Source organism: Edaphobacter bradus (assembly GCF_025685645.1).
Classification (GTDB): Bacteria; Acidobacteriota; Terriglobia; order Terriglobales; family Acidobacteriaceae; genus Edaphobacter; species Edaphobacter bradus.
This window is the reverse complement of the sequence record NZ_JAGSYF010000002.1, coordinates 187,058-200,740: the sequence shown is the minus strand read 5'-3', so window position 1 is coordinate 200,740 and position 13,683 is coordinate 187,058. Positions and strand designations below refer to the sequence as shown.

Annotated in this window: 15 protein-coding genes and 1 tRNA gene; 11 read left to right on the top strand and 5 right to left on the bottom strand. The window is 61.6% G+C overall.

Features of this window, described 5'->3' with window-relative positions; genetic code table 11:
• Positions 1-217 precede the first annotated feature (217 nt).
• The gene (locus OHL16_RS07040) at positions 218-595 is read left to right on the top strand and encodes a hypothetical protein (protein ID WP_263366406.1); all 378 of its coding nucleotides are present in this window, start codon (positions 218-220) and stop codon (positions 593-595) included.
• A 40-nt stretch (positions 596-635) separates the two neighbouring features.
• Here OHL16_RS07040 and OHL16_RS07035 read toward each other — a convergent pair whose 3' ends face one another.
• The 4 genes from OHL16_RS07035 to OHL16_RS07020 all read right to left on the bottom strand — a co-directional run bounded on the left by OHL16_RS07035 (position 636) and on the right by OHL16_RS07020 (position 2,982).
• Positions 636-1,583 carry a 2-hydroxyacid dehydrogenase gene (locus tag OHL16_RS07035; protein ID WP_263366405.1) on the bottom strand — a complete coding sequence of 316 codons (948 nt, stop codon included), beginning with the start codon at positions 1,581-1,583 and terminating at the stop codon, positions 636-638.
• A 114-nt stretch (positions 1,584-1,697) separates the two neighbouring features.
• Entirely contained in the window at positions 1,698-1,955 is a 258-nt protein-coding gene (locus OHL16_RS07030) for a hypothetical protein (protein WP_263366404.1), read from the bottom strand.
• Positions 1,956-2,015: 60 nt separating this feature from the next.
• Positions 2,016-2,420: a hypothetical protein gene (locus OHL16_RS07025; RefSeq protein WP_263366403.1), complete on the bottom strand. Its 405-nt coding sequence runs from the start codon at positions 2,418-2,420 to the stop codon at positions 2,016-2,018.
• Between the two features lie 37 nt (positions 2,421-2,457).
• Positions 2,458-2,982 carry a DUF2306 domain-containing protein gene (locus tag OHL16_RS07020; RefSeq protein WP_263366402.1) on the bottom strand — a complete coding sequence of 175 codons (525 nt, stop codon included), beginning with the start codon at positions 2,980-2,982 and terminating at the stop codon, positions 2,458-2,460.
• Positions 2,983-3,236: 254 nt separating this feature from the next.
• On the opposite strand from OHL16_RS07020, the gene OHL16_RS07015 reads away from it, so the two are divergent.
• A complete protein-coding gene (locus OHL16_RS07015) occupies positions 3,237-3,869 on the top strand; it encodes a TetR/AcrR family transcriptional regulator (protein WP_263366401.1) in 633 nt (210 codons plus the stop codon).
• 15 nt (positions 3,870-3,884) lie between these two features.
• Here OHL16_RS07015 and OHL16_RS07010 read toward each other — a convergent pair.
• Positions 3,885-3,960, bottom strand: a tRNA-Ala gene (locus tag OHL16_RS07010).
• 203 nt (positions 3,961-4,163) lie between these two features.
• Here OHL16_RS07010 and OHL16_RS07005 point away from each other — a divergent pair.
• From OHL16_RS07005 to OHL16_RS06965, 9 genes are all read left to right on the top strand, one after another.
• Complete coding sequence (locus OHL16_RS07005; protein WP_263366400.1) at positions 4,164-4,847, top strand: sigma-70 family RNA polymerase sigma factor; 684 nt, start codon at positions 4,164-4,166, stop codon at positions 4,845-4,847.
• Entirely contained in the window at positions 4,844-5,527 is a 684-nt protein-coding gene (locus OHL16_RS07000; protein WP_263366399.1) for an anti-sigma factor family protein, read from the top strand. The genes OHL16_RS07005 and OHL16_RS07000 overlap by 4 nt, the downstream gene beginning before the upstream one ends.
• A gap of 62 nt (positions 5,528-5,589) precedes the next feature.
• On the top strand, positions 5,590-7,425 hold the full coding sequence (locus OHL16_RS06995; RefSeq protein WP_263366398.1) for a hypothetical protein: 1,836 nt from the start codon (positions 5,590-5,592) through the stop codon (positions 7,423-7,425).
• Between the two features lie 55 nt (positions 7,426-7,480).
• On the top strand, positions 7,481-8,302 hold the full coding sequence (gene rnc / locus OHL16_RS06990; RefSeq protein ID WP_263366397.1) for a ribonuclease III: 822 nt from the start codon (positions 7,481-7,483) through the stop codon (positions 8,300-8,302).
• Complete coding sequence (gene lepB, locus OHL16_RS06985) at positions 8,299-9,120, top strand: signal peptidase I (protein ID WP_263366396.1); 822 nt, start codon at positions 8,299-8,301, stop codon at positions 9,118-9,120. The genes rnc and lepB (OHL16_RS06985) overlap by 4 nt, the downstream gene beginning before the upstream one ends.
• An 82-nt stretch (positions 9,121-9,202) precedes the next feature.
• Positions 9,203-9,991 (top strand): signal peptidase I, encoded by a 789-nt coding sequence (lepB, locus tag OHL16_RS06980; protein WP_263367423.1) that lies wholly within the window; start codon positions 9,203-9,205, stop codon positions 9,989-9,991.
• A 48-nt stretch (positions 9,992-10,039) separates the two neighbouring features.
• Positions 10,040-11,740 carry an AsmA family protein gene (locus OHL16_RS06975; RefSeq protein ID WP_263366395.1) on the top strand — a complete coding sequence of 567 codons (1,701 nt, stop codon included), beginning with the start codon at positions 10,040-10,042 and terminating at the stop codon, positions 11,738-11,740.
• Positions 11,741-12,148: 408 nt separating this feature from the next.
• Complete coding sequence (locus tag OHL16_RS06970; RefSeq protein ID WP_263366394.1) at positions 12,149-12,754, top strand: hypothetical protein; 606 nt, start codon at positions 12,149-12,151, stop codon at positions 12,752-12,754.
• Between the two features lie 180 nt (positions 12,755-12,934).
• Positions 12,935-13,423, top strand: coding sequence for a hypothetical protein (locus OHL16_RS06965; protein WP_263366393.1), 489 nt, complete (start codon positions 12,935-12,937; stop codon positions 13,421-13,423).
• Positions 13,424-13,683: the final 260 nt, after the last annotated feature.

Below are 13,683 nucleotides of genomic sequence, written 5' to 3'. Positions count from 1 at the left end.
CACCGCTGCCACCACGGTGGGCCGCGATGCAAAGATTCTGGCCAAGGGACGGTAGCTGTGGCAGACTTCCAGGGCTATATCCGGGGAGCAGCTTCAGGTATTCTCAAAGTCACCGACAACAAACGGATTCGTCGAACGAAATCTCGTTTTTTAAACTCACCTTTTTGCGTCTGCTGCATCCTACCCCAGTACGCAAATCTCACAGGAGATCATCCTCATGACGACCGAGACCCTGACCCTGAACCCCACTGCTTCCTTTGCCGTGCTGCTCTCCTCTGCTGCTCACCCCATCTTCGCCGACGGTGCTGTGCGGCTTGAGCTCTCGCCCAAAAAGCCCTCCTACGGTTACGACGACGAAGAAGAGGATGACGGCTACGATGACGAGGAGGACGTTGACGTCGACGATGACGACGAAGAGGATGACGAGGATGAGGACGACGACGAGTACTCCTACGACGACGAAGACGAGGACTTCGACGACGACGACGAAGACGAGGATGACGAAGAGGAAGATGATGACGACGACGAAGATGAGGACGACGACATCGGCTACTACACCCGTCCTCTAGCGCGCGCTTCCGTCATCCACGCCTGAAATCCCCTGCCTGCGCCCCGTGAGTGGCCGGGGCGCAGGCTCAGTAGCCAGCGTCGTTCACTACATTCTGCAGCGGTTCCCCGGCGATAAATCGCCCTACCTGCGCCGCCGCGAACCGGTATCCCCGACGAATAAACTCGGGTGTTGATCCTCCGACGTGCGGCGTAATGAAACAGTTCGGCGCAGACCACAAGGGATGCCCCGGCGGCAACGGCTCCGGATCGGTCACGTCCATGGCCGCGCGGATGCGATGCCCATAAAGCGCCTCCACCAGCGCGTCCGTCTGGACCACAGGCCCGCGTGCCGCATTCACCAGCAGTGCGCGGTGCTTCATGCGTGCGATCTGGCTGGCTCCAATCATCCCGCGCGTCTCCGCCGTCAGCGGAACGATCGTCACCACGATATCGGCCTCGCCCAGCAGGCCATCCAGCTCTGCAATCGCATGCACCTCAGGCGAGTTCCTCGCGCCGCGCGCCACCCTCACGATCCTCACGCCGAACGGAGCCAGCCGTGCCTCGATGGCCGCGCCGATCGATCCATACCCGACAATCAGCACGGTCTTGTCGGCAAGGTCTTCGCCCAACACCCGGTACTGCCCCATCTGCGCCCCGCTCTCGCTCAGGAAGTCATCACGGACCGCGGCCTGGCCCGCCCATTCGTGCTTCATCTGGGTATCACGGAAGTGCGGAAACCTCTTGAGCGAGGACAGGATGGCCGCCACCACCCACTCCGAGGTCGAAATGTCATGGATTCCGCGCCCGTTGCACAGCACTACGTTCTTCGGAAGCCAGGGCAGGATCCAGTCCACACCGGCCATCAGAGACTGCACGACCTTTACTCCGCGCAGCCGGGCAAAGGTCTGTTTGGCACTCCTGTGGGCAAAGGTCAGAATCCAGAAATCAACGTCGATCACCTTGTCGCCGTGCCGCGGAATCCTTACGAGCTCTATTCCCCTGGGAAAGTCCTTTGTAAGTTCTTCTGCCAACATCTCATCAACGCCTACTCGCACCATGTCTTCGAGTTTGCATGATGGACAGAGTCTCCGGCGGTCCTGTTTTTCCACAATGCACTAACGAGGCCGTGATCGCACTCGAATCGCGCCTCACGCAGAGGCCGGTTGAGCGGATGAGAGAGCAATACGCAGCGGAGTTGTCTTGGGCAGCGAGAAGCCGACGGCGATAATCCAGATAAAGCCAGGGAAGCGCGTCAATGGGATGAGGAAGAGGGCTGAGGGGACAACGAGGTGCAGCCAGCTCAACTCGCCAGCGACCGCAAGTACGAGGCCGAGAACGACAATCCATCGCGGCAAGAGCCTCTGAATGGCAGATGGAATGGTGATCCCTGCGATGAGCAGGCCCATCGGGATCGAGAAGCCAGGGCCTCCGAAAGCGTACGCGAGGTAGTAGAGCGCAATAAGTACCTAGGAACTCTGAAGTACGGCAGGATGGATCATCGTCCAGCCAATCAAGCTTGCGGCGACACCGTCGAATACCGTGAGAAGGCCACCAAATAGCGCAATCCAAGAACCGGCCGATTGCACGCCAAGAAAGCGCAGGCGACTGACCGCAACGACCGTAAACAGGCCGAGGCAGATTGTCGCTCCAAACTGTAGGAACATGCAGGCCAGAACGTGGCCCGGACGAGCCTGAAAGTATGTGATGATCACCGACTGAGGCTCCCACGGGCCGGGCCAATAAGGCTTACCCGCGAAAGCGGTGACCGGATAGAGCCCGGCGTTGAAGAGGAGAGTGTAGAGAATGGCCAGCAACCAAAGTGGAGGACCAAGATGGCGCTGCGGTTTGGGCGTGTCGGGTTGTGAGTTCATAGATTCGCTCCGTTACGGCTCGGTGGGCCGACAGACGTCAGCTCTCTGGGATCAGGAGGTTGCGTTCAGCTTGCGATTGAGGTTTCGTGGAGCGTAGCCAGAGTTCAACAGCCACTGTATTGAGAGAGAAGCCTATCCAGAAGGCCACGCCGAAGAACTGGCTCGGAACCAGATGGGTAAGGCGGCTGGTTGCGAAGAAGGCTCCCATCACCGGGCGCGTGGTCGCGATGCCCAGCAGGATTCCAACCGATCGAGTAAGCCAGCGCCTCTCAAGGACGATCTCGTTGGCGCGACCGCACCAAAATGCTCGCACGAGCGAGAAGAGAAAAAGACTATTGAAGAGGAGCACCGCCGAGCGCTCCGTCCAGCCGCCGATAGAGTAGGTACTCATCGCGTAGGCAGTGAGCCCCACGATGATCCCAAGGGGGTAGATCAGGTGCCGGGGCCAGGCCGCTCCGGCGAAACGTCGCAGGAAGAGGAAGGGCGCTACCAAGACGAAGGCCATCGCCGGAAGGATGTGAGCGAGCGTGAGCGCAGCGCGAGAAGCAAATATGGCGTCCATGCCGACAAGCTCGGGTGGCCCGGAGGTTGATGGGTGTGCCAGGGCAGCAAGCCGTCGAATGACAACGGCCACAGCAATGAAGATGGAGGCCCAGAAACACAGTCGCAGCCATAGAGGTGAGGCAGAGGCGTGAGGGGTTGCCGCCGGGCTGGGGATCGAAGTCGTGGGACACCTTCAACCAAATTTCGTGCTTAGTCTAGAATTTAAATTTACATGTTGTAAAGTTAAATGTGACGAGTTAAGATCGTGCTGCCATGGAGAATGAAGCTGTTCCGTGCAAGCGGCCTTACTCGCTAGGCAAGCGGCTTGAAGGGTCTGATAACCGGAGGGCGAGGATTCTGGCAGCGGCGCGGGCACAACTAAGGTCCGGCGGCCTGCCTAATCTAAGGCTGGAGGCGTTGGCGCGGGAGAGCGAGGTTACCCGGCAAACGGTCCATAACCTCTTTAGAACCAAATCGGGAGTCGTCGAGGCTCTGTTCGACCAGATGGCCAGGAGCGGCGGTATGGAGCAGATGCGGCTGGTAATGCAACACTCCGATCCTGCGGCGATGCTTACGGGGTTTGTGAGGGTCTTTACGGGCTTCTGGCGAAAGGATCGTCTGCTGATTCGGCGAATCCACGGGATAGCTGCAGTCGATCCTGAGTTCGGAGACGCAGTCGAGGCGCGCAACCAGCGCCGAAGGATGGCGTCGCGTCGGGTTGTCGAGGTGCTTCGTGGCGGGGACTCGGATGACAAGGAGCGAAAAGCCGCGATCCTCTATGCCCTCACCTCATTCGAGTTCTTCGACGCCCTTGCAGAGGCCAGTGGAAGCGAAGAAGCGGCCGCCGCGACCGTGCTCGATATGGTCAAGGAGACAGTTGATGCCGAACGCCAGCCAGACGTCTGACTTTTGAAGGGAATTTGGTGGACCTGATCGGGATCGAACCGATGACCTCTTCCATGCCATGGAAGCGCGCTCCCAGCTGCGCCACAGGCCCACTCTTACGCGGAAGGACTCTATCTATTCTGGAGGAAGGCGCGGCATTCGTCAAACGGATGAGGAAACAAATGGCTATCTTCCGGTGTCTAAGGAATATAGAGTGAGCGAGCACTCGGCCGCCGCCGGCGTTGTTTCCCGTTCGCTCTGAGGGCTACGATTTGCAACTGGTTTGAAGACGTCGTACTTTAAAGGACACCCGAAATGCAGGCGGGCACACTCGTGGGAAATCTGGCCAGCGCGATTGGCATCAGGACCGAAGACGCAGCACTCGTTGCCGACCTTAAGGCCGGCTCCGAGGAGGCGTTCGCGATTCTGATCGCCCAATACCATCAGCCGCTGTACTCGCTGATCGCGCGCAGCCTGACCGATCCCTCCGACGCCGCTGACATTACGCAGGAAGTGTTCATCAAGGTCTTCCGCAGCATACGAAGCTTTCATGGCGAGTCGAGCCTGCGGACGTGGCTATACCGGATTGCGCTGCACGAGGCCTCAAACCAGCGGCGGTGGTGGTCGCGGCACAAAAAGCAGGAGCTGACGATTGACTCGCCATGTGTGGAAGAGGACGGCAGGAGCCTGTCGCTGAACGCGACGCTGGCCGATCAAGGCGAAAGCCCGTTCGACTATGCGGTGCACGCCGAGATGAGGGAGAGAGTGGAGGCGGCGCTGCGGCAGCTTCCAGAGGCCTTCCGGACGGTAGTGGTATTGCGCGAGATTGAAGGCTTTGCGTATGAAGAGATTGCCGAGATTCTGGATGTGAATCTCGGAACGGTGAAGTCGCGGCTGACGCGAGGGCGTTCGGCGCTGCGGGCACTGCTCGTGGATCAGGAAAGAGGCTCGACTCCCCTGATGCACGCCAATACATCCAGGGAGACGGCGACGCAATGACTTCCCCACACTGCGCGCAAATCCGAACTTCGTTTTCGTCCTACCTCGACTGCGCTGTGAGCGGCCAGGAGATGCAGAAGATTGCCCGGCATCTTGAGGAGTGCCCAGCGTGCCAGGAGGAGTTTGACGGCCTGCGGTCGATGCAGCTGACGCTGGCGTCGCTTGGTCCGGCGAAGGCGCCTGCCGATCTGGGAATGAAGCTCCGGCTGGCGATCTCGCATGAGCAGGCTGCGGCCAAGGCTCGCTGGATGGACTCGGTCAGCGTGAAGTGGGAGAACGCGATCCGCCCGTTGCTGGTGCAGGTATCGGCTGGCTTTGCGGGGTCGGTTGCGCTGGTGGGCAGCATTATGATGCTGCTGGGGATGGTGGCCGCGCCACAGACGGTGATGGCCAACGACGAGCCGCTGGGCGCGATGACCTCGCCGCATTATCTGTATTCGGCGGACACGCCCAGAGCCATCGAGGGAAACAGCGATTCGGCGATTGTCGTCGAGGCGTACGTGAACGCACAGGGCCGCGTGTACGACTACCACATCGTCTCGGGGCAGGCGAATGAGGCGGTTCGCTCCCAGGTGGCCGGCCAGCTGCTCTTGAGCGTCTTTGAGCCCGCACGGGTCTTTGGCGCTCCGGTGCGCAGCATGGTAGTGGTGACATACTCGGGAATCTCGGTTCGCGGATAGCGGGCGGGTTGCATGGTCTTCCACTGCTCCCCTAAACTCCAAGGGAGCGTCGAATCCATATCGTGTTTTCTTTCTCCAACCGAGCCTCGCGTCTCATCCCCTCGCGTCTAGTCCCACAGACCTGTACGGTCTTTCTGTCTGCCGCTCTGTTTGCGAGCGCCGGCCTGAGTTCGCTGGCGCAGTCCGGATCCCAGCCTCAGTCATCAAGCAGCAGCAGCTCTCAGCCCTCCGAGGAGACGACGGAGCGCCCGAAGATAGCTCCGCGGATTGCGCAGCCGGAGGCCGGCGGCTCGGCGGTGACGCTGGAGACCAACGAGCCGCTGTTCGATCTGGCGGTGGCGCTCAACGCCTGCGGTTACGACGCCGACCTTGAGCACTCCATTCCCGTGCGGCTCGAGATCCGCGAAGAGGTCAACACGGCGTTGACAGCTTCGGCGGACGCTCGCGACCACCGGGATGCGCTGTGCAACTACATTCGCCTGCATAATATGACCGATAGCGGGCTGAACCTGGGGCAGTACATCTCGCTGGCGCTGTACCTGAATCCGCCGCCGCAGTTGACCCCGACGGTCGAGGAGACGGAACTCCCGCCGGACTCGACGCAGGTGGTCAACATTCTTCCGCTGCTGCGAACGTTCGGCGAGGATGTCCACCTGCATGCCCTGTGGGTGGAACATCGGCCGGAGTACGAGGCCGCCGTCGGCAAGGTGCATGATTCGCTGACGAAGATGATCCTCGCCACAAACGTCTATCTGCGGCTTCCGGTCAGCAGCTATGATGGCCGCCGCTTTCTCGTGCTGATGGAGCCAATGCTGGCTCCCTCGGCGACGAACGCGCGCATCTACGGAAACGATTACATCGTGGTGGGGTCGCCGGCAGCCGTCCCGGAGGACGCAAACCCTGCGACGGCGGTGCACATGGACGACATCCGCCATACGTATCTGCACTACGAAGTCGAGCCGCTTATCTATGCGCGGGCCTCGGCGATGGACCGGCTGCTGCCGCTGCTGAAGGCAGTGCAGGATGCTCCGCTGGACTTCACCTACAAGTCGGACATCGCGGCGTTCCTGACGGAGTGCCTGATCAAGGCGGTCGAGGCGCAGACGATGGACGTCGGCATCGCCAGACCGAAGCGGCCGACTCAAGTGAAGCAGCGAGCGGACCTGGAGCGCTACGACGCCGAGATGACCGAGTACAACCGGCAGGCAGAGGCGGTGCGCAGGAAGAGCGTCGACCTGTCGAAGCGCCAGGGCTGGGTGCTGGTGGACTACTTCTACGCCAAGCTCGGCCAGATGGAGCGGGACGGCGTCAGCCTGAAGGACGACATCGGCGAGATGGTCTACGGAATGGACGTGGACCGCCAGCGACATGACGCCGAGCAGGTCGCATTTCTGCCGCAGGGGACGCACGATCTTGTGCGCCGTGGGCCGCGACAGCTCTCGGGGCTGGACCTTGCCGAGATGAAGCTGATGAAGGGTGATCTGGATGGCGCGACGTCGCTCGCAAGGACGGCGCTCAGCGATCCTGCGGCGGACCATGCCGAGGCCCACTACGTGATTGCGCGGGCAAACCTGATGCAGCGGCAGCCGGAGGAGGCGCAGGTTAACTTCGAAGCTACGCTGAAGCTGTCGAAGGACCCGCGGACACTGGCCTGGTCGCATATTTATCTTGGCCGGTTGTATGACGTTCAGTCGGAGAGGGAGAAGGCGGTCGAAGAGTACCGTGCGGCCCTGACGGTGCGTGATAGCCGTCCGGATACCAAGGCCGCCGCTGAGCAGGGGCTGAAGCAGCCGTTTGCGGCCCCGAATGTACAGCACCAGGAGCAGGATGACAATGCTCCGCTGGACCCGAGCGGGAAGGCGGAGAAGGATGCGTACCGTCCGCCTTCGCAGCACTGAGGCGATGGCAGAGCGATCAGCCGGACGGCTGGAAATTTAGAGCGCAGGGGGCCACATGACAACGCGCCGCAGAAAGTCCGAAGGATCGCAGCCGCAGAAGGCGATCGAAAGCCTCTTCGGCCACAGGTTTCAGCGGCCTGAACTGCTGACGTGGGCGCTAACCCACCGCTCGCTGGCCTATGAGACGAATGCCGAGGAGCTGCAGAATCCGGCGGCGGACAATGAGCAGCTTGAGTTTGTGGGCGATGCGGTGCTCGGGCTCGTGGTGGCGGAGTCGCTGTTCCGGAGGTTTCCGGAGTCGCGCGAGGGCGAGCTGACCCGGCTGCGGGCTTCGCTGGTGAGCCGGCGGCATCTGGGCGCGGTGGCGGCGCGGCTGGAGCTGGGAGCTTTGCTGCGGTTGGGCCGCGGGGAGGACCAGAGCGGCGGACGGCAGAAGCCTGCGCTGTTGGCCAATGCGCTGGAGGCAGTCATTGCGGCGCTGTACCTTGACGGCGGGCTCAGTGCCGCGCGAACCTTCATAGAGGAGCAGATTATCGAACCGGCGCTGCCGGAGCTGAGGCTGGCGTTACGCGCCGGTGACACGTTTAGCGGAGCGATCGGAGACCACAAGTCGGCGCTGCAGGAGCATCTGCAGTCGATTGGAGGCGGGCAACCGCAGTACGTTCTCACCGCGCAGACCGGACCCGATCACCAGAAGAAGTTTCGCGTTGAGGTTCGGGTCGCCGATGGAACCGGCGGCCTGCGGGCGTTGGCAGAGTCAGAGGGAACGACCAAGAAGCAGGCGCAGCAGGAGGCCGCGCGCGTGGCCTTCGAGCGGCTGCTGACGGAGCAACGAATGCGCAACGAGATGGCAGTTGCGGCAGAGGCGAGGAAGTGATTCCGCAGACGGCGGCACCGAGCCAGGGCGGCGAGCGGGCCGTTGGCGCCGGGCCGCGGAAGTTTGCGGCGGGGAGTCCTGCACCGGCGCGTCATGAGGCTGCGCAGCACCACCACGCCTCGCTGCTGGTGGCGGCGCAGTCGCTGATCTACTTGATCATCATCGCGATCTTCATCATTACCTTCTGCGTGCAGCCGTTCCGTATCCCCTCAGGCTCAATGGAGCCAACGCTGATGATCGGCGACTTTCTGCTGGTGAACAAGCAGGGGGGCGACGCAGGCGAGCTCGACGGACTGCTCCCCACGGCGACGGTCCGGCGCGGCGAGATCGTCGTATTCCATTACCCGGTGAACCCCGCGATTCACCTGGTGAAGCGGGTGGTGGGGCTGCCGGGCGATCATATCCGTCTGCGCGGCGGCCGGGTATTCATCAATGGGCGTGCGGTGACGGAGCCTTATGCGATGTATCGCCCGAGTGGGCCGGATAACTTCCGAGATAACTTTCCCCGGCTGCAGAATGCAGACCCGAACATCGACTCGCGGTGGTGGATCAGGATGCGGACGCTGATCGACAACGGCGAGCTGATCGTGCCGAGCGACAGCTACTTTGTGCTGGGAGACAATCGCAACGAGAGCGAGGACAGCCGGTACTGGGGCTTCGTTCCGCGGGAGGCGATTGTGGGCAGTCCGCTGGTGATCTACTTCTCGCTGCGCGCGGGAGCCGATGGCGAGGTGGCGCCATATGAGCAGCGTGCGAGCGTTCTCGACGCGCTGGCGGACTTCGCCCGGTGGGACCGCATGATGCGCGTGGTGCGGTAGCGGCCGCGGATTCCTCGCACGGCGGGCGCGATTGATACACTGAAGGTTGGAAGTTCGGGAGAAGGGAATTTTGACCAACACGATGGAATCGGCGCAGAAGGACGTAGAGACGGCAGAGACACAGCAGACGGAGACTCCGCTTGAGTCGCTGGCGTCGATCTGCAGTGTGCTGGCCATCGGCCTGTTCGTGATGACCTTCATCTTCCAGAACTTCGAGATTCCTTCGGCGTCGATGGTGAAGACGCTGCTGATCGGCGACCACGTTCTGGTGGATCGCACCTCACTGGCTCCTCCGGCCAAATGGGCGCCTTTCGTTCATTACCGCGATGTGCGGCGCGGCGACATTATCGTGTTTCTCAAGCCGGGTGAGCCGGACCTGTTTCTGGTGAAGCGGACGATCGGGCTGCCAGGCGACCATCTCCATCTGCGCAACGGCATCGTGTACCTGAACGGCGTGGCGCAGAATGAGCCGCAGGCAGGCAAGCCGGTGGCTGACGGCGACCCGCAGCATGAGTACAACCCTTACCGCGACGACTTCCCGAGCGTTCCGCCGGACACGATGTATGGGGTGACGGCGACCTGGCAGTATGAGCTTCCGAACAACATCAAGGACGGCGACCTTGTCGTCCCTCCGGGTAAGGTCTTCGCGATGGGCGACAACCGCACGGAGAGCCTCGACAGCCGTTACTGGGGCTTCGTTCCGCGCGAGAACATTGTGGGCCGGCCGATGTTTGTGTACTGGTCGTTCGAGACGCCAGCCGACCAGATCAACAAGCAGTCGATGGGCGATCGGCTCAGCTTCATGACCCACATTCTGGTCCACATCTTCGATCAGACGCGCTGGAACCGTACACTCCACATCATTCGATAACGAGGCGAAGTCCGGTCCGTGCGCTGGTGTGCGGCCGGGAGCGAGTGCATGCAGAAGATCGATCCAACCGAGGAGCTCAAGTCTGGCGAGGGCACTGGAGGGCCGCGTGCGCTCTTGCGGCATCTGCGCTGGATCGCGCTGGGCGTGCTCGCGCTTCTGCTGCTTGTGCTGCTGCCTCCTTTCATTAATGTGAACCGCTTCCAGCGGCGGATTGCGACAAGCATCAGCGGAAGCCTGGGGCGTCCCGTGCATCTGGACCGCGTCTCGCTGAGTCTGCTGCCGCTTCCGGGGTTTACGCTTGAGAACTTCGTTGTGAGCGAAGACCCGGCGTTCGGGAGCGAGCCAATCATCCGGGCCAACGAGGTGCGGGCGACGCTGCGAATCAGCTCGCTATGGCGGCGGCGCGTGGAGTTTTCGACGATCAGCTTTACCGAGCCGAGCGTGAACCTCGTCCACATGCCGGATGGCAAGTGGAACATCGAGAGCATTCTGCTGCAGGCGTCGCGGATCGCTGCGGCTCCGACGGCGCAGGAGAAGGCCGGGCCGGCTCCGCGGTTTCCATATATCGAGGCCACGGGCGCTCGGCTCAACGTGAAGGAAGGCGCAGAGAAGACGCCCTACTCGCTGACCGATGCCGAGTTCGCGTTGTGGCTGCCGAATCCTGAGCAGTGGCGGCTGCGCCTGCAGGGCAAGCCGATGCGGACCGACACGAGCGTCTCGGACACGGGCACGCTGCGGCTGGAGGCAATGCTGGGGCGCGCGCGGTCTCTGGGCGAGGTCCCGATCGAACTTACAGGCTCGTGGCGCGGCGCTCCGCTGGGCGAGGCGAGCAAGATTCTCTTTGCCAGCGACGCCGGATGGCGCGGCGACCTGGCGCTGGAGACGACCATCAAGGGCACGATGGACTCGAGTGTGGTGGTGGCTCAGCTACGGTTGAACGATGCGCGGCTCGCGGAGTTTGTTCCGGAGCAGGCGCTGGCGGTCGATCTCGAGTGCCGCGGTCAGGCGACGCAGCTCTTCCACAGCCTGACGCAGGTGCGGTGCAGCTGGCCTCCGGGAGAGGCTCAGGGCAAGGCGACGCTGGCGGTCTCGGGTTCGGTGCCGGATGTGCGGCAGTGGCGCGCGTCGACGCTTGAGGCCGGCGTCTCGGATGTTCCGGCGAGCGCGCTGGTGGCTGGATGGCACGTGGTCAGCACGCGGGTTCCGGCGGGCGTGGCGGCGAGTGGCACGCTTACGGGCAGCCTCAGCTTTGACGGGCTGAAGGATGGCCAGGCGCAGGCGGGGCGATGGGCCGGTGAGCTGGTGCTGGCCAATGCGAGCCTGAAGACCGCGACGGACGGCCCGTCGCTGGTGACCGGCGATGTCGCACTACGGTCACCGGAGCGGCCAACCATGGATCCGAGGGGCCGCCGCCGCCATGCCTCGCCTACGCCTCCGGCGAGCGAGTTTCTGCTGGAGCCAGTGAAGCTTGCGCTCGGCGGCAAGGAGCCTGCCCTGATGGACGGGCGGGTTGACGAGTCAGGGTACATGCTCCACCTGACGGGGATGGCTAGTACGGCGCGGCTACTGGCGCTGGCGAAGGCCGTTCCGCAGATTGGCGACGGTTTGCCCGAGGCGCTGCCGACGGACCGGGCCGCTGGGCCGTTCCGGGTGGATCTAACTGCGACCCGGCAGTGGGGCGAGGCGCAGGTCTGGCGTGATAATACGGCTCGTCCGGTGGCGCCTTCGCGAAAGAGGCCGCGCCGGTAAGGGGTCCCCCCCTCCCCGTGGATTTGCGTAAAATATTCATTTTATTGACTTTAGCTTCAGACTTGGAATGTAAGATATTCCATCTAAAGGGGTTATGGGCAAAATATTGAAAATACGGTTGTTAGTTGTTAGTTGTTGGTTGTTAGTTGTTCGTTGAACTCCCCTGCCGGGGTGAGGCTTTGTACTTAGTTCTATTTTAATGGATTGACAGGAACTACTCTGCCACGCGGAAGTGGCTTGTTTTGATTGGGTTAAGTGGTTTGGGGGCTTGACAGGATTTTTATGGAGGGTTCGCCGCTGTTTTGAGCTTCGAGCCATCCGGGGAATTGACAAGGGCGGTGACCTTAGTAGGCTAATCGCCAAGCGGGCAGGTTCGCTTGGACGGACATTGATGCGACAGGAGATGCGATGAGGAGAAAGATCTTTCTGGTATGTGTCCCTTTACTCGGATGCGCGGGCGCTTTTGGTCTTGAGAATGCCCCGGCAACGGTCGATTGGAAGGCGATGCTTCCCGCTGTGCGATCGTCGGTTAGACAGGCGTTTCCGAAGGAGGCTGCTCAAGCGCACTATCCGGCGTCGGTTTCTCAGACGGCCGATGTGACGGGCATGGGGCTGTCGGAGGCGTTAGTTGACCTTGGCTCCGGCGCCTATACCGACGAGTTGACGTTGTTGCGGATGGAGGGCGACAGACCTGTCGTTGCGCGCTTTCGCGGGAAGAACGACAAGGTCGGGTCGATGGTCTTCCTCAATGGGCTGTCGGAGGGCAACGGCGAGGCGGTGGAGCTTAGACCAAAGGAGCATGTGGTCTATTCAGGCCACTGGATCGTGAATGGGACGAAGGTGAAGCGATGCAGGGGCGAGGCGTATCAGTGGGACGGTGTGGCGAAGGGCTTCAGCTTCGATAGGAAGTTGAGCAAGACGCTGACGCGGGAGTTCTGCCAAAAGGTGGAGGCGGACCTGACGAAGCACTCCCCCCTTTCCCCCTCGACTTCGCCTGGTGTCCGGTCGGAATGACAACTGGGCTGTGCATCCCCACCCTTCGCGTAAGGCCGCGAAGGGTGGGACACCCTAAAGCTCATTGATTCAAGGAAAACGCAGCGGTCATTGTGAGGATTTATGCGGAGAGAGGTCGTTCTGGCTTGTGCTTCGATGATCGGATGTACGGGTGCGTTTGCTCTGGAGAGTTCGCCTACGGTGGTTGATTGGAAGGCTATGCTTCCTGAGGTCCAAGAGGCGACCCAAAAGGAGTTTCGGGACGCAGGGGAGCACTACGCCGTGTCGATTTCCCGCACCGCGGAGGTCACTGGCAGGGGAACGTTAGAGGCTCTTGTGGACCTTGGCTCAGGCGGCGCCTATACCGATGCGATGACCGTCATGCGGATGGAAGACGGTCGACCCGTTGTTGCGCTCTTTCGAGGAAAAGATGGAATGGTTTCGTCCATGGTGTTCCTGGAAGGGGCATCAGTGATGCACGGCAAGGCCGTGGAGATGGTTCGGTCGGAGCACGCGATCTTCTCGGGGCATTGGAGCAGGAATAGCGATGGAACGAAGTTCGGCAAATGTAAGGGTGAGGCGTATCGGTGGAACGCGGCGGCCAAGCGGTTCGATTTCAGTCAGGGATTGAGCAATAAGCTCACAAGAGATTTCTGCAGGAAGAAGCGAGCGGAGGTGACTACGCATTAAGGCAACAGCAGATCCCCTTCGGGGATGACAACCTAGAACAGCAACAGCAACAGCAACGGCAAATGCAACGGCAACAGCAAATGCAACAGCAACAGCAGATTCCTCCACTCCGCTTCGCTTCGGTCGGAATGACAACTAAAGGGATGGGTACCCGAGCACCCTGCGAAACTCGGGTCTCAGAGGCGAGACCTGAACATCCGGCAGTGACTAAAGTTTGCGACTCGTTGGTGGCAGCGGCGTCTAATTCGTAAGTCAGACCG

Excerpts from the sequence above, each read along its gene's own strand:
- OHL16_RS07040 (WP_263366406.1), top strand. The coding sequence starts at position 218 with ATGACGACCGAGACCCTGACCCTGAACCCCACTGCTTCCTTTGCCGTG.
- OHL16_RS07035 (WP_263366405.1), bottom strand. The coding sequence starts at position 1,583 with ATGTTGGCAGAAGAACTTACAAAGGACTTTCCCAGGGGAATAGAGCTC.
- OHL16_RS07030 (WP_263366404.1), bottom strand. The coding sequence starts at position 1,955 with ATGGGCCTGCTCATCGCAGGGATCACCATTCCATCTGCCATTCAGAGG.
- OHL16_RS07025 (WP_263366403.1), bottom strand. The coding sequence starts at position 2,420 with ATGAACTCACAACCCGACACGCCCAAACCGCAGCGCCATCTTGGTCCT.
- OHL16_RS07020 (WP_263366402.1), bottom strand. The coding sequence starts at position 2,982 with ATGGACGCCATATTTGCTTCTCGCGCTGCGCTCACGCTCGCTCACATC.
- OHL16_RS07015 (WP_263366401.1), top strand. The coding sequence starts at position 3,237 with ATGGAGAATGAAGCTGTTCCGTGCAAGCGGCCTTACTCGCTAGGCAAG.
- OHL16_RS07005 (WP_263366400.1), top strand. The coding sequence starts at position 4,164 with ATGCAGGCGGGCACACTCGTGGGAAATCTGGCCAGCGCGATTGGCATC.
- OHL16_RS07000 (WP_263366399.1), top strand. The coding sequence starts at position 4,844 with ATGACTTCCCCACACTGCGCGCAAATCCGAACTTCGTTTTCGTCCTAC.
- rnc (WP_263366397.1), top strand. The coding sequence starts at position 7,481 with ATGACAACGCGCCGCAGAAAGTCCGAAGGATCGCAGCCGCAGAAGGCG.
- lepB (WP_263367423.1), top strand. The coding sequence starts at position 9,203 with ATGGAATCGGCGCAGAAGGACGTAGAGACGGCAGAGACACAGCAGACG.
- OHL16_RS06975 (WP_263366395.1), top strand. The coding sequence starts at position 10,040 with ATGCAGAAGATCGATCCAACCGAGGAGCTCAAGTCTGGCGAGGGCACT.
- OHL16_RS06970 (WP_263366394.1), top strand. The coding sequence starts at position 12,149 with ATGAGGAGAAAGATCTTTCTGGTATGTGTCCCTTTACTCGGATGCGCG.